The sequence below is a fragment of the Streptomyces sp. NPDC001920 genome, from assembly GCF_053594495.1.
The window spans coordinates 23,949-43,153 of sequence record NZ_JBSFEP010000019.1 but is presented as its reverse complement, the minus strand read 5'-3'; the positions used below and the strand labels follow the sequence as shown (position 1 = coordinate 43,153).

18 protein-coding genes are annotated in these 19,205 nt (G+C 70.2%); 11 read left to right on the top strand and 7 right to left on the bottom strand.

Annotated features, from left to right (window positions below; translation table 11 throughout):
- Nucleotides 1-21: 21 nt before the first annotated feature.
- The 5 genes from acs to ACWCPI_RS29070 all read left to right on the top strand — a co-directional run bounded on the left by acs (nucleotide 22) and on the right by ACWCPI_RS29070 (nucleotide 5,422).
- Nucleotides 22-1,977, top strand: a complete 1,956-nt coding sequence (acs, locus tag ACWCPI_RS29090; RefSeq protein ID WP_451040935.1) for an acetate--CoA ligase — start codon at nucleotides 22-24, stop codon at nucleotides 1,975-1,977.
- Between the two features lie 186 nt (nucleotides 1,978-2,163).
- Nucleotides 2,164-3,603, top strand: a complete 1,440-nt coding sequence (gene nhaA, locus ACWCPI_RS29085) for a Na+/H+ antiporter NhaA (RefSeq protein ID WP_451040934.1) — start codon at nucleotides 2,164-2,166, stop codon at nucleotides 3,601-3,603.
- A gap of 76 nt (nucleotides 3,604-3,679) precedes the next feature.
- Nucleotides 3,680-4,177, top strand: coding sequence for a phage holin family protein (locus ACWCPI_RS29080; protein ID WP_451040933.1), 498 nt, complete (start codon nucleotides 3,680-3,682; stop codon nucleotides 4,175-4,177).
- Nucleotides 4,174-5,112 (top strand): alpha/beta fold hydrolase, encoded by a 939-nt coding sequence (locus tag ACWCPI_RS29075; RefSeq protein WP_451040932.1) that lies wholly within the window; start codon nucleotides 4,174-4,176, stop codon nucleotides 5,110-5,112. The genes ACWCPI_RS29080 and ACWCPI_RS29075 overlap by 4 nt, the downstream gene beginning before the upstream one ends.
- 127 nt (nucleotides 5,113-5,239) lie before the next feature.
- On the top strand, nucleotides 5,240-5,422 hold the full coding sequence (locus ACWCPI_RS29070; protein WP_388804232.1) for a hypothetical protein: 183 nt from the start codon (nucleotides 5,240-5,242) through the stop codon (nucleotides 5,420-5,422).
- 87 nt (nucleotides 5,423-5,509) lie between these two features.
- Here ACWCPI_RS29070 and ACWCPI_RS29065 read toward each other — a convergent pair whose 3' ends face one another.
- The 3 genes from ACWCPI_RS29065 to nth form a co-directional block, all read right to left on the bottom strand.
- A complete protein-coding gene (locus ACWCPI_RS29065) occupies nucleotides 5,510-6,709 on the bottom strand; it encodes a MarP family serine protease (RefSeq protein WP_388804229.1) in 1,200 nt (399 codons plus the stop codon).
- A gap of 96 nt (nucleotides 6,710-6,805) precedes the next feature.
- Entirely contained in the window at nucleotides 6,806-7,501 is a 696-nt protein-coding gene (locus ACWCPI_RS29060) for an NUDIX hydrolase (protein WP_388804610.1), read from the bottom strand.
- A gap of 106 nt (nucleotides 7,502-7,607) precedes the next feature.
- Nucleotides 7,608-8,708, bottom strand: coding sequence for an endonuclease III (gene nth, locus ACWCPI_RS29055; RefSeq protein WP_451040931.1), 1,101 nt, complete (start codon nucleotides 8,706-8,708; stop codon nucleotides 7,608-7,610).
- Nucleotides 8,709-9,076: 368 nt separating this feature from the next.
- Between nth and ACWCPI_RS29050 the strand changes: the two genes are divergently transcribed.
- From ACWCPI_RS29050 to ACWCPI_RS29040, 3 genes are all read left to right on the top strand, one after another.
- A complete protein-coding gene (locus tag ACWCPI_RS29050; protein ID WP_053750087.1) occupies nucleotides 9,077-9,751 on the top strand; it encodes a Crp/Fnr family transcriptional regulator in 675 nt (224 codons plus the stop codon).
- 119 nt (nucleotides 9,752-9,870) lie between these two features.
- Nucleotides 9,871-10,737 carry an NUDIX hydrolase gene (locus tag ACWCPI_RS29045; protein ID WP_451040930.1) on the top strand — a complete coding sequence of 289 codons (867 nt, stop codon included), beginning with the start codon at nucleotides 9,871-9,873 and terminating at the stop codon, nucleotides 10,735-10,737.
- Between the two features lie 49 nt (nucleotides 10,738-10,786).
- Nucleotides 10,787-11,617, top strand: a complete 831-nt coding sequence (locus ACWCPI_RS29040; RefSeq protein WP_451040929.1) for an MBL fold metallo-hydrolase — start codon at nucleotides 10,787-10,789, stop codon at nucleotides 11,615-11,617.
- Between the two features lie 203 nt (nucleotides 11,618-11,820).
- Here the strand turns inward: ACWCPI_RS29040 and ACWCPI_RS29035 are convergent, their stop codons facing one another.
- Both ACWCPI_RS29035 and ACWCPI_RS29030 read right to left on the bottom strand, forming a co-directional pair.
- Nucleotides 11,821-12,288, bottom strand: a complete 468-nt coding sequence (locus tag ACWCPI_RS29035; protein WP_019754118.1) for a RidA family protein — start codon at nucleotides 12,286-12,288, stop codon at nucleotides 11,821-11,823.
- Nucleotides 12,285-12,446, bottom strand: a complete 162-nt coding sequence (locus ACWCPI_RS29030; protein WP_003975360.1) for a DUF4177 domain-containing protein — start codon at nucleotides 12,444-12,446, stop codon at nucleotides 12,285-12,287. The genes ACWCPI_RS29035 and ACWCPI_RS29030 overlap by 4 nt, the downstream gene beginning before the upstream one ends.
- 106 nt (nucleotides 12,447-12,552) lie before the next feature.
- Here ACWCPI_RS29030 and ACWCPI_RS29025 point away from each other — a divergent pair, with 106 nt between their 5' ends.
- Both ACWCPI_RS29025 and ACWCPI_RS29020 read left to right on the top strand, forming a co-directional pair.
- Complete coding sequence (locus tag ACWCPI_RS29025) at nucleotides 12,553-13,530, top strand: ArsA family ATPase (RefSeq protein ID WP_388804216.1); 978 nt, start codon at nucleotides 12,553-12,555, stop codon at nucleotides 13,528-13,530.
- A 94-nt stretch (nucleotides 13,531-13,624) separates the two neighbouring features.
- Nucleotides 13,625-15,019 carry an ArsA family ATPase gene (locus ACWCPI_RS29020; protein WP_451040928.1) on the top strand — a complete coding sequence of 465 codons (1,395 nt, stop codon included), beginning with the start codon at nucleotides 13,625-13,627 and terminating at the stop codon, nucleotides 15,017-15,019.
- A 179-nt stretch (nucleotides 15,020-15,198) separates the two neighbouring features.
- On the opposite strand, the gene wblA is transcribed toward ACWCPI_RS29020, so the two are convergent.
- Nucleotides 15,199-15,537 carry a transcriptional regulator WblA gene (wblA, locus tag ACWCPI_RS29015; RefSeq protein WP_451040927.1) on the bottom strand — a complete coding sequence of 113 codons (339 nt, stop codon included), beginning with the start codon at nucleotides 15,535-15,537 and terminating at the stop codon, nucleotides 15,199-15,201.
- A 614-nt stretch (nucleotides 15,538-16,151) separates the two neighbouring features.
- On the opposite strand from wblA, the gene ACWCPI_RS29010 reads away from it, so the two are divergent.
- Complete coding sequence (locus ACWCPI_RS29010; protein WP_451040926.1) at nucleotides 16,152-18,440, top strand: transglycosylase domain-containing protein; 2,289 nt, start codon at nucleotides 16,152-16,154, stop codon at nucleotides 18,438-18,440.
- Nucleotides 18,441-18,631: 191 nt separating this feature from the next.
- Here the strand turns inward: ACWCPI_RS29010 and ACWCPI_RS29005 are convergent, their stop codons facing one another.
- Nucleotides 18,632-19,096, bottom strand: coding sequence for a GatB/YqeY domain-containing protein (locus ACWCPI_RS29005; protein ID WP_451040925.1), 465 nt, complete (start codon nucleotides 19,094-19,096; stop codon nucleotides 18,632-18,634).
- Between the last annotated feature and the right edge of the window lie 109 nt (nucleotides 19,097-19,205).

Below are 19,205 nucleotides of genomic sequence, written 5' to 3'. Positions count from 1 at the left end.
ACCCTGGGAAAGGGAGATGTCGTGAGCAACGAAAGCCTGGCCAACCTGCTGAAGGAAGAGCGCAGGTTCGCACCCCCCGCCGACCTGGCCGCGAACGCCAACGTCACGGCGGAGGCGTATGAACAGGCCAAGGCTGACAGGCTCGGCTTCTGGGCCGAGCAGGCCCGTCGGCTGACCTGGGCCAAGGAGCCGACGCAGACGCTGGACTGGTCGAACCCGCCGTTCGCGAAGTGGTTCCAGGACGGCGAGCTGAACGTCGCGTACAACTGCGTCGACCGGCATGTCGAGGCCGGGCACGGTGACCGGGTCGCCATCCACTTCGAGGGCGAGCCCGGCGACAGCCGCGCCGTCACCTACGCCGAGCTCAAGGACGAAGTCTCCAAGGCGGCCAACGCGCTGCTGGAACTGGGTGTGCAAAAGGGCGACCGGGTCGCCGTCTACATGCCGATGATCCCGGAGACGGCGGTCGCGATGCTGGCCTGCGCCCGCATCGGCGCCGCCCACTCCGTCGTCTTCGGCGGCTTCTCGGCGGACGCGCTGGCCACCCGTATCCAGGACGCGGACGCCAAGGTCGTCATCACCGCCGACGGCGGCTACCGGCGCGGCAAGCCGTCCGCGCTCAAGCCGGCCGTGGACGAGGCGATCGGCAAGGTGGACGACGTCCGGCACGTGCTCGTCGTACGGCGCACCGGCCAGGACGTCGCCTGGGACGACAGCCGCGACGTCTGGTGGCACGAGATCGTCGAACGGCAGTCCGCCGAGCACACCCCCGAGGCGTTCAACGCCGAGCAGCCGCTCTTCATCCTCTACACGTCCGGTACGACGGGTAAGCCGAAGGGCATCCTGCACACCTCCGGCGGCTATCTCACCCAGGCCGCGTACACCCACCACGCCGTCTTCGACCTCAAGCCGGAGACCGACGTCTACTGGTGCACCGCCGACGTCGGCTGGGTCACCGGCCACTCGTACATCGTGTACGGGCCGCTGGCGAACGGCGCTACGCAGGTGATGTACGAGGGAACCCCGGACACGCCGCACCAGGGCCGTTTCTGGGAGATCGTGCAGAAGTACGGGGTGACGATCCTGTACACGGCGCCCACCGCCATCCGTACGTTCATGAAGTGGGGCGACGACATCCCCGCGAAGTTCGACCTCGGCAGCCTGCGGGTGCTGGGTTCGGTGGGCGAGCCGATCAACCCCGAGGCGTGGGTCTGGTACCGCAAGAACATCGGAGCCGACCGCACCCCGGTCGTCGACACCTGGTGGCAGACCGAGACCGGGGCGATGATGATCTCCCCGCTGCCGGGCGTCACCGAGGCCAAGCCCGGGTCGGCGCAGCGGCCGCTGCCCGGCATCTCGGCGACCGTCGTCGACGACGAGGCCAACGAGGTGCCCAACGGCGGGGGCGGCTACCTGGTGCTGACCGAGCCGTGGCCGTCGATGCTGCGCACCATCTGGGGCGACGACCAGCGGTTCATCGACACGTACTGGTCGCGGTTCGAAGGCAAGTACTTCGCCGGTGACGGGGCCAAGAAGGACGACGACGGGGACATCTGGCTCCTCGGCCGCGTGGACGACGTCATGCTCGTGTCGGGCCACAACATCTCCACCACGGAGGTCGAGTCCGCCCTCGTCTCCCACCCCTCCGTCGCCGAGGCGGCCGTCGTCGGTGCCGCCGACGAGACCACCGGGCAGGCCATCGTCGCCTTCGTGATCCTGCGCGGTACGGCGGCCGAGACCGAGGACCTGGTCGCCGAGCTGCGGAGCCACGTCGGCGCCACGCTCGGCCCGATCGCCAAGCCGAAGCGGATCCTGCCGGTGGCCGAGCTGCCGAAGACCCGCTCCGGCAAGATCATGCGCCGGCTGCTGCGCGATGTCGCCGAGAACCGCCAGCTCGGTGATGTGACGACGCTGACCGACTCGACCGTCATGGACCTCATCCAGGCGAAGCTCCCGGCCGCTCCCAGCGAGGACTGAGCACGGCCGTCGAAGGGCACCCGGCGCAGCCCGCGCCGGGTGCCCTTCGAGTACGTACCGTGGACATCGGCGGATGCACCGAGGCGCATCCTTAGGTAAGCTAACCAAAAAGATCGCAACCTCAGGTGCGCCGGGAAGTCTGGTCGGCATGTGCTTCGTCATGCCCACCGACCGGAGGTCTCCCCCGTGACCGCGCCCCCCACCCCCACCCCCGCTCGCAAGCTCCTCGGACGGCTGTCCCTCCCCGAGCGGAACTTCGTCGCGGAGGCGCTGCGCACCGAGACCGTCGGTGGTGTGCTGCTGCTCATCGCCGCGATCACCGCGCTGGTCTGGGCGAACGTGCCCGCGCTGCAGGACAGTTACGAGAGCGTCGGCCATTTCCACTTCGGCCCCGAGGCACTCGGCCTGAACCTGTCCGTCGAGCACTGGGCCGCCGACGGCCTCCTGGCGATCTTCTTCTTCGTCGCCGGGATCGAGCTCAAGCGTGAGCTGGTGGCCGGAGATCTCAAGGACCCGAGCAGGGCCGTCCTGCCAGTCGTCGCCGCGCTGTGCGGGATGGCGGTGCCCGCGCTCGTCTACACGCTGACATCCGTCACCGGCGGCGGCTCACTGAGCGGCTGGGCCGTCCCGACCGCCACCGACATCGCCTTCGCGCTCGCCGTGCTCGCCGTCATCGGCACCTCGCTGCCGAGCGCCCTGCGTGCCTTCCTGCTCACGCTCGCCGTCGTCGACGACCTCTTCGCGATCCTGATCATCGCGGTCTTCTTCACCTCGCACATCAACTTCGCCGCGCTCGGCGGCGCCGTGGCGAGCCTCGCCGTCTTCTGGCTGCTGCTGAGGAAGGGCGTCCGCGGGTGGTACGTGTACGTCCCGCTCGCCCTCGTCATCTGGGCGCTGATGTACAACAGCGGCGTCCACGCCACCATCGCGGGCGTCGCGATGGGCCTGATGCTGCGCTGCACCCGGCGCGAGGGGGAGGCGCACTCCCCCGGCGAGCACATCGAGCATGTCGTACGCCCCCTGTCGGCGGGGCTGGCCGTGCCGCTGTTCGCGCTGTTCAGTGCCGGTGTGGCCGTCTCCGGGGGCGCGCTCGGCGAGGTGTTCACCCAGCCGGAGACGCTCGGCGTGGTCCTCGGGCTGGTCGTCGGCAAGACCATCGGAATCTTCGGCGGCACCTGGCTGACGGCACGTTTCACCAAGGCCTCGCTCAGCGACGACCTGGAGTGGGCCGACGTCTTCGCCGTCGCGACCCTCGCCGGCATCGGCTTCACCGTCTCGCTGCTCATCGGCGAGCTCGCGTTCGAGGGCGACGCCGCGCTGACCGACGAGGTCAAGGCGGCCGTACTCCTGGGATCGCTCATCGCGGCGACCCTGGCGACGGTGCTGCTCAAGATACGCAACGCCAAGTACCGCCGGATGGTCGAGGACGAGGAACGCGACGAGGACGCCAGCGGCATCCCGGACATCTACGAGCAGGACGAGCCGGAGTACCACCTGCGGATGGCCGCCCTCTACGACCGCAAGGCCGCCGAGCACCGCCGTATCGCCGAGGAGAAGATCGCAGCTCGCCACGCGCGTGCCGAAGTGCCGGGCGGGGCAGGCGAGGAGGACCAGCGTCGGGCATGATCTGACGGGACGGTACAAAGACGGAACCGTACGCACTCAGGCAGAACACGGAACCGTAACGACGAGGGAGATCGCGATGAGCGCACCCGACGGCAGCCCGGTCGGCGCCGAACGCAGCATCGGCCAGCTGTTCGCCTCGGCGACGACCGAGATGTCCGCGCTGGTGCACGACGAGATCGCGCTGGCGAAGGCGCAGCTCAAGCAGGACGTCAAGCGCGGCGCGACGAGCGGCGGCGCGTTCACGGTGGCAGGCGCGGTGCTGCTGTTCTCCCTGCCGATGCTGAACTTCGCCCTGGCGTACGGCATTCGGACCTGGAGCGACTGGAACCTCGCGATCTGCTTCCTGCTCTCCTTCGCGGCGAACGTGCTCATCGCCCTGGTCCTGGCGCTCATCGGTGTCGCCGCCGCGAAGAAGGCCAAGAAGAGCAAGGGTCCGCAGAAGGTCGCCGCCTCGATGAAGGAGACGGCGGGCGTCCTGCAGAATGCCAAGCCGCACCCGCGAACGGCCCCGGCACCGGAGCTGGAGGACCGGGCGCCCGCGGCCATCGAGGCTGTGGCACGCTCGTCGTCATGACGGATCCCGCCACCCCTTCGGCGCAACCTGCTTCGGTCGTACGACTCGACGGTCCCTGGACCCACAGGGACGTGGCCGCCAACGGCGCGCGCTTCCACATCGCCGAGCTGGGGGACGGGCCGCTGGTGCTGCTGCTGCACGGCTTCCCCCAGTTCTGGTGGACCTGGCGGCACCAGCTCGTCGCGCTCGCCGACGCGGGCTTCAGGGCCGTCGCGATGGACCTCAGGGGCGTCGGCGGCAGCGACCGTACGCCACGCGGCTACGACCCGGCCAACCTCGCCCTCGACGTCACCGGCGTGATCCGCTCCCTGGGCGAGCCCGACGCCGCGCTGGTCGGCCACGACCTCGGCGGATATCTGGCGTGGACGGCGGCCGCGATGCGCCCCAAGCTCGTACGGCGGCTCGCGGTCGCGTCGATGCCGCACCCCAGGCGCTGGCGCTCGGCGATGCTCTCGGACGTCAAGCAGACCAGTGCGAGTTCCTACATCTGGGGGTTTCAGCGGCCCTGGATCCCGGAGCGGCAGCTGACGGCCGACGACGGGGCGCTCGTCGCCCGGCTGATCCGGGACTGGTCGGGCCCGCGGCTGCCGGAGGACGAGACGGTGGAGATGTACCGCCGCGCGATCTGCATCCCGTCCACCGCGCACTGCTCCATCGAGCCCTACCGCTGGATGGTGCGCTCGCTGGCCCGCCCCGACGGCATCCAGTTCAACCGGCGCATGAAGCGGCCGGTGCGGGTACCGACGCTGCATCTGCACGGCTCGCTCGACCCGGTGATGCGCACGCGCAGCGCGGCCGGCTCGGGCGAGTACGTCGAAGCACCGTACCGCTGGCGGCTGTTCGACGGGCTCGGCCACTTCCCGCACGAGGAGGACCCCGTCGCCTTCTCCACCGAACTGATCAACTGGCTGAAGGATCCCGAACCCGATCGGTGACCGCGCCGATGCGCCCGGTATCCGGAACTGAACAGGTGTCCTACGAACAGCCAATTGCCCGGCGCATAGGCCAATTGAGGGCGCCAGAGGCGGTTATCGACCATGGGGCGGGGGCAGACGTCGGGGTATGGGCTGGACGCACGACTACAGTGACGCAGCACGCAACCGCCGCTCGGCCACTGCGCTGAGCTCCCACCAGCGAGGCAGCGCCCCGCAGATGCCGGACTCGGATCCCCGCGTGGGCATTCCGCTCATCCTGCGCCGCCGGGCCCGCTGGGTCTCGGTGCGGCTGCGCCATCCGCGCGGCTGACCCGGCCACCGATCGCGGCCGGGTACAACGGCCTTCACCGCGGGGTTCGACCACCCCACCCCACCGGTCTCACCGCTTCGGCACGGACTACAGCGCGCAGCTGTCGGTGTCCACCTGCTGGTTGGCGGTACGGCCCTTGACGATGTCCTCCTGGATCTCGTCCGCGGTGAGCGCGTAGCCGGTCTCGGCGTCGTCGAGGGACTTGGCGAAGACCACGCCGTACACCTTGCCCTCGGGCGTGAGCAGCGGACCGCCGGAGTTGCCCTGGCGGACGGTCGCGTACAGCGAGTACACGTCTCGGCTCACGGTGCCGCGGCGGTAGATGTCCGGGCCGCTGGCCGGCAGGCGCCCGCGCACGCGCGCGGCGCGCACGTCGTACGCGCCGTTCTCCGGGAAGCCCGCGATGATCGCGCCGTCACCGCTCTCGGCGTCGGTGGAGGTGAACCGCAGCACGGGCGCGCGCAGGTCCGGCACGTCGAGCACGGCGATGTCGCGCTCCCAGTCGTAGAGGACGACCGTCGCGTCGTACTTCTTGCCCTCACCGCCTATCTGGACGGTGGGTTCGTCGACACCGCCGACGACATGCGCGTTGGTCATGACCCGGCGGTCGGCGAAGACGAAGCCGGTGCCCTCCAGGACCTTGCCGCAACTCGGCGCCGTGCCCATGACCTTGACGATGGAGCGCTTGGCGCGGGTGGCCACGGGGCTGTTGGCGAGAGCCTGGTCGGGAGGCGCGACCTCCTTGATCGGCTCGTTGGCGAACGGGCTGAAGACCTGGGGGAAGCCGTTCTGCGCGAGGACCGAGGTGAAGTCCTTGAACCAGGTGTCGGCCTGGTCGGGCAGCGCCTCGGAGACGCCCAGCAGCACCTTGGAGCTGCGGACCTCCTTGCCCATGCCCGGCAGCGTGGTCTGTCCCAGTGCGGAGCCGATCAGCCAGGCCACCAGGAGCATGGCGACGACGTTGACCAGGGCGCCGCCGGTCGCGTCCAGGGCGCGGGCCGGGGACCAGGTGATGTACCGGCGCAGCTTGTTGCCGAGGTGGGTGGTCAACGCCTGGCCGATGGACGCGAAGACGATGACGATGACGACCGCGACGATCGCGGCGGTCGTGCTCACCTCCGCGTTGTCGGTCAGCGCGTCCCAGATGACCGGGAGGATGTACACGGCCACGAGACCGCCACCGAGGAATCCGATCACCGACAGGATGCCGACGACGAAGCCCTGGCGATAGCCCACGACGGCGAACCACACGGCGGCGACCAGCAACAGGATGTCCACGACGTTCACTGCTTCAGGCCTCGCCTCATCACTTTCCGGTCACCACACATCGGCCGCGGGGCCGGGGCGAGAACGCCAGGACAACACAGCACGGCAGACACCCTGTCATGACCGCCAGTCGAGCGGGACCTGCTTCTCCCGGTCCCAGGGCCGCTCCCAGCCCGAGAAATGGAGCAGACGGTCGATGATTCCGGCCGTGAAGCCCCAGACAAGGGCCGATTCGACCGTAAATGCCGGACCTCGGTGGCCGCTGGGGTGCACCGCGGTGGCTCGGTTGTCCGGATTCGTGAGATCCGCCACGGGGACGGTGAAGACCCGCGCCGTCTCGTTCGGATCGACGACGCCGACCGGGCTGGGCTCGCGCCACCATCCCAGGACGGGCGTCACGACGAAGCCGCTCACCGGGATGTACAGCTTGGGCAGCACACCGAAGAGCTGCACGCCGCTCGGATCGAGCCCGGTCTCCTCCTCGGCCTCGCGCAGCGCGGCCCGCAGCGGCCCGTCGGCCCTGGGGTCACCGTCCTCCGGGTCGAGGGCGCCCCCCGGGAAGGAGGGCTGGCCGGCATGGGAGCGCAGGGAACTGGCACGCTCCATGAGCAGCAGTTCGGGTCCGTGCTCCCCGTCCCCGAAGAGGATCAGTACGGCCGACTGGCGTCCCGCGCCGTTCTCCGGCGGCAGGAAGCGGCTCAGCTGCACCGGCTCCACGGTCTCGACCACCCGCACGATCGGGTCCAGCCAGGCCGGCAGTCCCTCCTTGCTGATCACCACCGGCCCGTCCTGCGTATCGCTCGCCCGCGTCATCGCCACCCCCGTCGTCCTGCCGAGTCCAACGCCTGACGCGACCTGGATCGTTCCGCCTCACCGGGACGGGCGTGCCACGGCGCCCCGTCCCGTCCGGTCCGCCCCGTCATCCGGCCCCCAGCGGCGGGGCCGGCCTGCCGCCCGCGTCCAGGTACGACTGCGGAGGCTTGAGCCGCTGACCGGGGAAGCCGCCCTTCTCGTACTTGAGCAGCTTCTTCGCCTTCTCGGGGTCCGTCTCGCCCTCGCCGTACGCCGGGCAGAGCGGCGCTATGGGACAGGCACCGCAGGCGGGCTTGCGGGCGTGGCAGATACGGCGGCCGTGCCAGATCACATGGTGGGAGAGATCCGTCCAGTCGCTCTTGGGGAACAGCGCGGCGATCTCGGCCTCGATCTTGTCCGGATCCGTCTGCTCGGTCCACTGCCAGCGCCGCACCAGCCGCTGGAAATGGGTGTCCACGGTGATGCCGGGGCGTCCGAAGGCGTTGCCGAGGACGACGAAGGCGGTCTTGCGGCCGACGCCGGGCAGTTTGACCAGCTCTTCCAGCCGGCCCGGGACCTCGCCGCGATGGTCGTCCACGAGCGCCTTCGACAGGCCCATGACCGACTTGGTCTTGGCCCGGAAGAAACCGCAGGGACGGAGGATCTCCTCGACCTCCTCCGGGTTCGCCGCTGCCAGGTCCTCGGGGGTGGGGTACTTGGCGAAGAGCGCCGGGGTCGTCTGGTTGACGCGCAGGTCGGTGGTCTGGGCGGACAGGACCGTGGCGACCAGGAGCTGGAAGGGGTTGTCGAAGTCCAGCTCGGGGTGGGCGTACGGGTAGACCTCGGCGAGCTCGCGGTTGATACGGCGGGCCCGGCGGACGAGGGCCGTGCGGGACTCGGCGGCGGGGGGTTTCGGCGTGACCGTCCTGACGGAGGAGGCGGACTTCACCGCGGCGGCGGCCTTCTCGGGAAGGACGGCGGGCTCCTTGGTGATCACCTTCTTCGTGGCCACCTTCCTCGCACCGACGGCCTTCTTCGCACCGACGGCCTTCTTCGCACCGGCCGCCTTCTTCGCACCGGCCGCCTTCTTCGCACCGGCCGCCTTCTTCGCTCCGGCCGCCGACTTGCTCGCCGTCGCCTCCGCCCCGGGCGCCTTCTCGGCGTCGGCCTTCCCGGCGGGCGTCTTCCCGGCAGCCGTAGCCTTCTTCGCGGCCGTCGTCTTCCTCACCGCCGCTTTCTCGCCACCCGCCGCCGTCTCACCCGGCGCCTTCTTCGCCGCTTTTGCGGTCTTCCTTCCGCCACCAGGGTCCTGTTCGCCCACAGCGGAATCGCGACGTACAACCACCCGCCCAGCCCCCTTGGCCTGTGTTCTCACCGGCGATTTGGACACCCGGCCAGCCTAAAGCCCGGCACCGACATCCGCCCCGGACCCTGAAGATCGGCCCCCAATTGGACCCCTGCCGCTTACCCCGGGACACCTGTGCGGCATCCTTGTGACAGATCACACTGTTTGGACTGTCCGGCAAAATGGGCACCACGGTCCCCTGGTACGCGGGGGAGCAAGATCCCCTGAGCAGGTCGACAAGGAGAGAACTCGTGGACGACGTTCTGCGGCGCAACCCGCTCTTCGCGGCGCTCGATGACGAGCAGTCCGCGGAGCTCCGCGCCTCCATGAGTGAGGTGACCCTCGCACGCGGTGACTCCCTGTTCCACGAGGGCGACCCCGGTGACCGGCTCTATGTCGTCACCGAGGGCAAGGTGAAGCTCCACCGCACCTCACCCGACGGCCGGGAGAACATGCTGGCCGTCGTCGGTCCCGGCGAGCTCATCGGCGAGCTGTCCCTCTTCGACCCGGGTCCGCGTACGGCGACGGCGACCGCGCTGACCGAGGTCAAGCTGCTCGGCCTGGGCCACGGTGACCTCCAGCCCTGGCTGAACGCCCGCCCCGAGGTGGCCACCGCGCTGCTGCGCGCCGTCGCGCGCCGCCTGCGCCGCACCAATGACGCGATGTCCGACCTCGTCTTCTCGGACGTCCCCGGTCGTGTGGCCCGCGCGCTGCTCGACCTCTCCCGCCGTTTCGGCGTGCAGTCGGAGGAGGGCATCCATGTCGTCCACGACCTGACGCAGGAGGAACTGGCCCAACTCGTCGGCGCGTCCCGCGAGACGGTCAACAAGGCTCTGGCGGACTTCGCCGGACGCGGCTGGCTCCGCCTGGAGGCCCGCGCGGTGATCCTGCTGGACGTGGAACGGCTGGCCAAGCGGTCGCGGTGACCCGCGCTTCTCGTACGACGCCGGGGCCCCGTCTCACTACGAGGCGGGGCCCCGGCGCGTACGGCCACCGGGACCGGCCACCTCTCGAACATCCGCGCACCAGGAGATAGCCTCCGCCCATGGCAAACGGGCAGTGGTACCCACCGGAGTGGCCGGACCGTATCCGTGCGCTCGCCGAAGGAGACCTCACCCCGGTCGCTCCGCGGCGTGCGGCGACCGTCATGCTGCTCAGGGACACCGAGGCCGGCCCTGCAGTGCACATGCTGCGCCGCCGCGCCTCCATGGCCTTCGCCGGCGGGGCCTACGCCTACCCGGGCGGCGGCGTCGATCCGCGCGACGAGCATCCGATCCGCTGGGCGGGCCCCACGCGCGCGTGGTGGGCGCGCAGGCTCGGCGTCGACGAGGCGGCGGCCCAGGCCATCGTGTGCGCGGCCGTGCGGGAGACGTACGAGGAGGCGGGCGTCCTGCTCGCCGGGCCGACCGACGACTCCGTCGTGGGCGACACCACCGGCGAGGACTGGGAGGCGGACCGCGCCGCGCTGGTCGCCAGGGACGTGTCGTTCGCCGAGTTCCTGGACCGCCGCCGCCTGGTGCTGCGTTCGGACCTGCTGGGCGCCTGGACCCGCTGGATCACCCCGGAGTTCGAGCCCCGCCGCTACGACACATGGTTCTTCGTCGCCGCCCTCCCGGAGGGCCAGCGCACCCGCAACGCCTCCACGGAGGCCGACCGGACGGTGTGGATCCGCCCCCCGGACGCCGCCGCCTCCTACGACAAGGGCGAGCTGCTGATGATGCCGCCCACCATCGCGACCCTGCGCCAGCTGATGCCCTACGACAGCGCCGCCCAGGCCCTCGCCGCCGCCCCCGGACGCGACCTCACGCCCGTTCTGGCGCAGGCCCGGCTGGAGGACGGCGAGATCGTGCTCTCCTGGCCGGGCCACGACGAGTTCACCAAGCACATCCCGACCGGCGGAGCTCCCGCATGACCGTGCCCGAAGCGCCCGCAGCACCCGAAGCCCCGGAAGGCCCCCTCGTATGACGGACGCAGCCGCCCTCCCCGGCCAGCCGCGCGGCGGGGTCCTCTCCGGCCCCGCCACCCCGCGCGCCGTGAACGTCCTCGCGCCCAACCCGTCCGCGATGACGCTGGACGGCACCAACACCTGGATCCTCTCCGAGCCGGACTCGGACCTGGCCGTGGTCGTCGACCCCGGCCCGCTGGACGAGGCGCACCTGCGCAATGTCATCGACACGGCCGAGAACTCCGGCAAGCGCGTCGCCCTGACCCTGCTCACCCACGGCCACCCCGACCACGCCGAGGGTGCCGCACGCTTCGCCGAGCTGACCGGTACGCGCGTGCGTGCCCTCGATCCGGCGCTGCGGCTCGGCGACGAAGGGCTGGGGGCCGGGAACGTGGTCCGTGTCGGCGGGCTGGAGCTGCGCGTCGTCGCGACGCCCGGCCACACCGCCGACTCGCTCTCCTTCCACCTGCCGGCCGACCGCGCCGTCCTGACCGGCGACACGATCCTGGGCCGCGGTACGACGATGGTGGCGCATCCCGACGGGCGCCTGGGCGACTACCTGGACTCGCTGCGCCGCCTGAGGTCCCTCACCGTCGACGACGGCGTGCACACCGTCCTGCCGGGCCACGGGCCGGTCCTGGAGGACGCACAGGGAGCCGTCGAGTTCTACCTCGCCCATCGCGCCCACCGTCTCGCCCAGGTGGAGACCGCGGTGGAGGACGGCTATCGCACACCGGCCGAGGTCGTGGCCCATGTGTACGCGGACGTGGACCGCTCCCTGTGGCCGGCGGCCGAACTGTCGGTGCGGGCCCAGCTGGACTACCTGGAGGAGCACGGCCTCATCTAGGCCCGTCCAGATCCAGGCCCGTCCAGTCGGCGCCGGGACCGTCCACAGAGCCGCCACCGCGGCCCTCCGACGCCTGCCCGCACACACGCGCGCGTGGCTGATCCCGGTGAGACGGCACCGCTCGCGTCGCTGCGGCACCGCTCAGCGGGCGTACGGCGGCCGGCCCAAACCGTTCCCGGACCCGGCCGCCGCCAACGGAGGTCCTACGCCTCCGTCAGCTCCACCTGGATCTCGACCTCCACCGGCGCGTCCAGCGGGAGCACGGCCACACCCACGGCGCTGCGGGCGTGGACGCCCTTGTCGCCGAGGACCTCGCCCAGCAGTTCGCTCGCGCCGTTGAGAACGCCCGGCTGGCCGGTGAAGTCCGAGGCCGAGGCCACGAAGCCCACCACCTTCACCACGCGCGCGATCCGGTCCAGGTCACCGGCCACCGACTTGACGGCCGCGAGCGCGTTCAGGGCACAGGTACGGGCGAGTTCCTTGGCCTCCTCCGGGGTGACCTCCGCGCCCACCTTCCCGGTGACCGGAAGCTTGCCCTCCACCATGGGGAGCTGGCCGGCGGTGTACACGTACACGCCCGAGCGGACCGCCGGCTGGTAAGCGGCCAGCGGAGGGACCACCTCCGGGAGCCTGAGGCCCAGCTCGGCCAGTTTCGCCTCGACCGCGCTCACGCCTGCTTCTCCCGCTTCAGGTAGGCCACGAGCTGCTCGGGGTTGTTCGGCCCGGGCACGACCTGGACGAGCTCCCAGCCGTCCTCGCCCCAGGTGTCCAGAATCTGCTTCGTGGCGTGGACGAGCAGCGGCACGGTTGCGTATTCCCACTTGGTCATGCGGCCGACTTTATCCGCTGCCCGCCGGAGCCCGAGCGGCCGACCGCGGTCACGTTGTCCACAGGCCGCCGCGTAGTCGGCGCACCGACTGGTTAGGCTCGAAGACGTGAGCAGGCTCCAGGTCGTCAGCGGCAAGGGCGGGACCGGAAAGACCACGGTCGCCGCCGCGCTCGCGCTCGCCCTCGCCACCGAGGGGAAGCGGACGCTTCTCGTCGAGGTCGAGGGCAGGCAGGGCATCGCGCAGCTCTTCGAAACAGAGGCGCTGCCTTATGAGGAGCGGAAGATCGCCGTCGCTCCAGGGGGCGGGGAGGTGTATGCCCTCGCCATCGACCCCGAACTGGCCCTTTTGGACTACCTCCAGATGTTCTACAAGATGGGCGGTGCCGGCCGGGCCCTGAAAAAGCTCGGCGCCATCGACTTCGCCACCACCATCGCGCCGGGCCTCAGAGACGTCCTGCTGACCGGCAAGGCGTGCGAGGCCGTGCGGCGGAAGGACAAGAGCGGGCGGTTCGCCTACGACTACGTCGTGATGGACGCGCCTCCCACGGGCCGCATCACCCGTTTCCTGAACGTCAACGACGAGGTGGCCGGCCTCGCCAAGATCGGCCCGATACACAATCAGGCGCAGGCCGTGATGCGGGTGCTGAAGTCGGCGGAGACGGCCGTGCACCTGGTGACGCTGCTGGAGGAGATGCCCGTCCAGGAGACGGCGGACGGCATCGCCGAGCTGCGGGCGGCGCGGCTGCCGGTGGGGCGGATCATCGTGAACATGGTGCGGCCGGAGGTGTTGGACGCCGCTGATCTGGAACTCGTACGGAGCGTTCCGCGCGCCGCCGTGGCCAAGGCGCTGTCCTCGGCCGGGCTGGGCGGGGCGCGGCGCGGCGGGAACGCCGAGCGGCTGGTGGGTCCGCTGCTGACGCAGGCCGACGAGTACGCGGAGCGGCACGCGCTGGAGCACGAGCAGCGGGCGGTCCTGCAGGAGTTGGGGCTGCCGGTGCACGAACTGCCCCACCTCGCCGAGGGCATGGACCTGGCGGGCCTGTACGAACTCGCGGGCGAGCTGCGGGAACAGGGCCTGTCATGAGGTCGTTCACAGATCGGGAGCCGTTCGCGGTACGTCGGGAGCCGTTCGCGGTGGCCCGGAAGCCGTCCGCCGCACGTCGGAAGCAGGGGATGTCATGAGTCGTCCGGAACCGGCACACGCGCATGACGCCGCCCGCCATCCCGCGCACCTCTCCCCCGCCCGCGTGCTCGATCTCGACCCCCTGCTCGACGATCCGCGGACCCGGATCGTCGTCTGCTGCGGCTCGGGCGGCGTGGGCAAGACGACCACCGCGGCCGCCCTGGGCCTGCGGGCCGCCGAGCGCGGACGCAAGGTCGTGGTGCTGACCATCGACCCGGCGCGTCGGCTCGCCCAGTCGATGGGCATCGACTCGCTGGACAACACCCCACGCCGGGTGAAGGGCGTCGAGGGCGACGGCGAGCTGCACGCCATGATGCTCGACATGAAGCGCACCTTCGACGAGATCGTCGAGGCGCACGCCGACCCCCAGCGGGCCGCGGCCATCCTGGGCAACCCCTTCTACCAGTCGCTCTCGGCGGGCTTCGCGGGCACGCAGGAGTACATGGCGATGGAGAAGCTGGGCCAGCTGCGGGCGAGGGACGAGTGGGACCTGATCGTCGTGGACACCCCGCCGTCCCGCTCCGCGCTGGATTTCCTGGACGCGCCCAAGCGGCTCGGCTCGTTCCTGGACGGCAAGCTGATCCGCGTCCTGCTGGCGCCGGCGAAGGTGGGCGGGCGCGCCGGCATGAAGTTCCTGAACGTCGGCATGTCGATGATGACGGGCGCGCTGGGCAAGCTGCTCGGCGGTCAGCTGCTGAAGGACGTCCAGACCTTCGTGGCGGCGATGGACTCGATGTTCGGAGGGTTCCGCACACGCGCGGACGCCACGTACAAGCTGCTGCAGGCGCCCGGGACGGCGTTCCTGGTGGTGGCGGCGCCGGAGCGGGACGCGTTGCGCGAGGCCGCGTACTTCGTGGAGCGACTGGCAGCCGAGGACATGCCGCTCGCCGGGCTGGTGCTCAACCGCGTCCACGGCAGCGGCGCCGACCGGTTGTCGGCCGAGCGGGCGCTCGCCGCCGCGGAAAATCTTGAAGAGCCCCGCATTGTGGATCAGGAGGGCGGGAAAGCTGGACTTCGTAACTCCCCCGACACGTACGACAGTTCAGAATCAGCAGCTTCCGAGGCACCGGCTCCTGACGAAGGCTCCCCCGCCGTCACGGACATGGAGCACACCGCGGCAACGGACGGACCCCGATCCGTCACCCCCCATCTGGAGCGGTCCGTCGACCAGCTCACCGCAGGCCTGCTGAGGCTGCACGCCGAGCGTATGCAGCTGCTCTCCCGCGAGCAGCGCACCCGTGACCGCTTCACCGCGCTCCACCCCGAGGTGGCGGTGGCCGAAGTGGCCGCGCTGCCCGGTGATGTGCACGACCTCGCGGGGCTACGGGACATCGGAAACCGGCTCGCGGCCCACCGGCCGGAGCTGCCCGATCCCACGGCCGGCGCCTGAGAGAGGGCCGTGGGGCCCGTGCGAAGCCGCCGGGCCCGTCTTCCGCGAACCTCCGGGTCCGCCTGCCGAAACCCGGGGCACGCCGTCCGAGCCCTCGTGACCAGCGTGAGGGAGTCCTTCTGGGCCCGCCTCCGAGGAGGGCCCGTTGGATCCGCCCGAGGGGAGACCTCGTGGCCCCCTCAGCTCACTGCCGCGTAGCTCTCGTACACCTGGTCGTCGTCCAGGGGCACCAGGCCGACCCCTCGCTCGTACTCCGTACGCGCGGTCTCCAGCAGCCGGCGCCACGAGGTGACGGTCGGCCGCCTGCGCAGCAGCGCGCGGCGCTCCCGCTCCGTCATGCCTCCCCACACGCCGAACTCGACGCGATTGTCCAGCGCGTCCGCCAGGCACTCCGTGCGCACCGGGCAGCCGGTGCACACCGCCTTGGCCCTGTTCTGCGCTGCTCCCTGAACGAACAGTTCATCCGGATCGGTAGTGCGGCAGGCCGCCTGCGCACTCCAGTCGACTACCCAGCCCATACCGGCGCCGTCCTCTCCCGAATCGAGGCTCCCCCACGGCGGCAGCGGCATATTCACCGCCGCCAGTTGAGGACGTTACGGAAGGTGGGCACAGCGCAACACCCCCTTCGGGCCCAATCTTGAATGGCCCGAACGGACTATGCGTAAGCGGCAGATCACCCGGGGGAGTGAGCTGGCGACATGCGTGACTTTCCCGGCAAACCGGGACAGTTCTGTTGCGTCACAACGGACGCCGGATGACACACAAGGCGGATTCGGACACGCGCTCACCAAAAAAAGTGAGCAACCTCCGAAACGATTCGGGGTCGTCGGACGTATTGATACGTGGCCGCACTGCTGTGACAGTTGAGAGCAGCTTAGGCCAAGGCATTGACGCGTGTCCGGCAAATGAGAACCCAGGTGCCCGACTTTGCCGTGCCATGGGAGCCGGCTCCGTTCCCACGCGGGGGCGGCTGAGGTCCACTGCCCACCGAGGACCGCGAGGTGCGTCACAGTCCGCCTCGTCCCCATCCGCGCGGATGCGGTACTCCGCCGCACGTCACGATCTCGCTCCGAACCTCCCGACAGGCAACCGCTCTCCCGGAACGCTCATGCGTACGGATTAGGCTGCACCCATGCCAAAGAAGCGTTCGGGCGGTGGTCTGTCGACGACGCAGCAGGCCGCGAAGTTCCTCGGTGTCAGTGTGCTCGCGGGAGCCGTGATGGCAGGCATCGCGCTGCCCGCGGCCGGTGCGCTGGGGCTTGCGGCCAAGGGGTCGGTCGAGGGCTTCGACGAGATCCCGGCCAACCTCAAGCGCCCGCCGCTGAGCCAGCGCACCACGATCCTGGACGCCGAGGGCGGCCAGATCGCCACGGTCTACTCGCGTGACCGCACGGTGGTCGACCTCAAGGACATCTCGCCCTACATGCAGAAGGCGATCGTCGCGATCGAGGACGCCCGCTTCTACCAGCACGGCGCGATCGACCTGAAGGGCGTGCTGCGGGCCCTCAACCGCAACGCCCAGAGCGGTGGCGTCGCCGAGGGCGCGTCCACGCTGACCCAGCAGTACGTGAAGAACGTCTTCGTGGAGGAGGCCGGCGACGACCAGGAGAAGGTCGCGCAGGCCACCCAGCAGACCCTCGGCCGAAAGATCAAGGAGCTGAAGTACGCGATCCAGGTCGAGGAGGAGCTCGGCAAGAAGAAGATCCTCGAGAACTACCTGAACATCACGTTCTTCGGCCAGCAGGCGTACGGCGTCGAGGCCGCGTCCCAGCGCTACTTCTCCAAGTCCGCCAAGAAACTCAAGGTCCAGGAAGCGGCCCTGCTCGCCGGCATCGTCCAGTCGCCGAGCCGCTACGACCCGGTCAACGACGAGGCCGAGGCCACCAAGCGGCGCAACATCGTCCTCCAGCGCATGGCCGACCTCGGCGACATCTCCCAGGCGGAGGCCGACGAGGCCAAGCGGACGCCACTGGGCCTGAAGGTCAGCAAGCCCAAGAACGGCTGCATCACCGCGGTCAAGGGCGGCGGCTTCTTCTGTGACTACGTACGCCAGGTGTTCCTGAAGGACCCGGTCTTCGGCAAGACCAAGGAGGACCGGGCCAAGATCTGGAACCAGGGCGGTCTGACGGTCCGGACCACGATGGACCCGCAGGCGCAGAAGTCGGTGCAGCGGTCGGTCAAGAGGCACGTCTACCAGAAGGACGAGGTCGCCACCGCCGCCACCATCGTGGAGCCCGGCACCGGCAAGATCCTGGCGATGGGCCAGTCCCGGCCGTACGGCATCGACGTCAAGAAGAACGAGACCTCGATCAACCTCTCCGTCGACCAGAACATGAACGGCGGCGCGGGCTACCAGCCCGGTTCGACGTTCAAGCCGATCGTGGCCGCGGCGGCCCTGGAGGACGGCATGCCGCCGACCCAGGTGTACTCCTCGCCGTACAAGATGGACTACCCGAGCCCGGTCTCCGCCTGTGACGGCAGGACCTGGAACGAGAAGGGCGTCCCGGTCGAGAACGAGAACGAGTCCGAGGTCGGCCCGTACGACATGAAGGACGCCACCGCGAAGTCGGTCAACACCTACTTCGTGGAGATGATCTCGGACATCGGTATCTGCCCGGTGACGACGATGGCGAAGAAGATGGGCGTCGAGCGTGCCGACGGCGGCGACCTCGCCCAGGCCCCGTCCATCGCCCTCGGCACCATGGAGATGTCCCCGCTGACGATGGCGGCCGGGTACGCGTCGTTCGCCTCGCGGGGCATGTACTGCACGCCGATCGCCATCGAGTCGATCACCCAGAAGGCGGGCGGGAGGACCAAGTCCCTTCAGGTCCCGAAGTCGACCTGCCGCCGCGCGATGTCCGAGACCACCGCCGACACCATCAACACGCTTCTCCAGGGCGTGGTCGAGGACGGTACGGGTACCGAGGCGGGCCTCGGCGCGAGCCGTCCCAGCGCGGGCAAGACCGGTACGACGGACGAGCGTTACGCCGCCTGGTTCGTGGGCTACACGCCGAACATGGCCGGGGCGGTCTGGGTCGGCGATCCCAAGCACGAGCGCAAGATGCAGTCCATCAGCATCGGCGGTGTCTGGCACAGCAAGGTGTTCGGCGGCAAGGTCCCCGGCCCGATCTGGCGGGACATGATGGAGGGCGCCCTCGCGGGCAAGGAGGCGCCGAACTTCAACATCGTCCACATCCCCGACGGCGACAAGGGCCGGGACCGCGACGAGGACGACGACGAGGACAACGGCAACGGTGACGGGAACGGCAACGGGAACGGGAACGGCAACAACGGCGGCCTCCTCGGCGGCCTGACCGACGGCGGCACGGACGGCGGCGCCTTCCCGACGCCCTCGTTCTCCATCCCGGAGGGCTGGTGGCGGGGCCAGACGAGCGGCAACGGGAACGGGGGACGCGACTGACGGACGGGTCGGCGGTCGGTCAGGCCGCCTCCGGCGGCCTGAGGCAACCAGGCCCTCGAAGTGCCCCCCGCTCCGAACTCCCCAACCCCCCGACGAGAACACCCTCGTGACGAGGGCCGCGGCGCGTGGGTTCCTGCGCGCCGGCGCCCGTCACGAGGGTGTTTCCGTCCCGGTCCCGCCCGCGCGGGGACTCAGCCGGCGAGCAGCTTCTTCACGACGGCGGCGACACGACCGCCCTCCGCCTGCCCCGCCACCTTCGGGTTCACGATCTTCATGACCGCACCCATGGCCCGCGGGCCCTCGGCGCCGGCCGCCTTGGCCTCCTCGACGGCCTGGGCGACGATCTGGTTCAGCTCGTCGTCGCTGAGCTGCTTCGGCAGGTACCCGGCGAGCACCTCGCCCTCCGCCTTCTCCCGCTCGGCCTGCTCGGCACGACCACCCTGCGCGAAGGCCTCGGCGGCCTCACGGCGCTTCTTCGCCTCACGGGTGATCACCTTCTGCACCTCGTCGTCGGAGAGCTCGCGCTTCTCCTTGCCCGCGACCTCCTCCTTGGTGATCGCGGCGAGCGTCAGCCGGAGCGTCGAGGAGCGGAGCTCGTCGCGCTCCTTGATCGCGGCGTTGAGGTCTTCCTGCAGCTTCGACTTGAGCGTGGTCATGGGGTTGATTGTCGCAGGTGTGAGGGGTCGTACGCCCGTTGATTTCAAGGGGGCGGAACGGGCGGGCGGGTGGAGGCGGGAGAGCAGGGGGCGCAGCGCGCAGGGGACG

Coding starts and splice junctions, on each gene's coding strand:
- wblA (WP_451040927.1), bottom strand. CDS start 15,537: ATGGGCTGGGTAGTCGACTGGAGTGCGCAGGCGGCCTGCCGCACTACC.
- ACWCPI_RS29070 (WP_388804232.1), top strand. CDS start 5,240: ATGGGCTGGACGCACGACTACAGTGACGCAGCACGCAACCGCCGCTCG.
- ACWCPI_RS29020 (WP_451040928.1), top strand. CDS start 13,625: ATGAGTCGTCCGGAACCGGCACACGCGCATGACGCCGCCCGCCATCCC.
- ACWCPI_RS29030 (WP_003975360.1), bottom strand. CDS start 12,446: ATGACCAAGTGGGAATACGCAACCGTGCCGCTGCTCGTCCACGCCACG.
- ACWCPI_RS29005 (WP_451040925.1), bottom strand. CDS start 19,096: ATGACCACGCTCAAGTCGAAGCTGCAGGAAGACCTCAACGCCGCGATC.
- ACWCPI_RS29040 (WP_451040929.1), top strand. CDS start 10,787: ATGACGGACGCAGCCGCCCTCCCCGGCCAGCCGCGCGGCGGGGTCCTC.
- ACWCPI_RS29060 (WP_388804610.1), bottom strand. CDS start 7,501: ATGACGCGGGCGAGCGATACGCAGGACGGGCCGGTGGTGATCAGCAAG.
- ACWCPI_RS29010 (WP_451040926.1), top strand. CDS start 16,152: ATGCCAAAGAAGCGTTCGGGCGGTGGTCTGTCGACGACGCAGCAGGCC.
- ACWCPI_RS29045 (WP_451040930.1), top strand. CDS start 9,871: ATGGCAAACGGGCAGTGGTACCCACCGGAGTGGCCGGACCGTATCCGT.
- ACWCPI_RS29080 (WP_451040933.1), top strand. CDS start 3,680: ATGAGCGCACCCGACGGCAGCCCGGTCGGCGCCGAACGCAGCATCGGC.
- ACWCPI_RS29075 (WP_451040932.1), top strand. CDS start 4,174: ATGACGGATCCCGCCACCCCTTCGGCGCAACCTGCTTCGGTCGTACGA.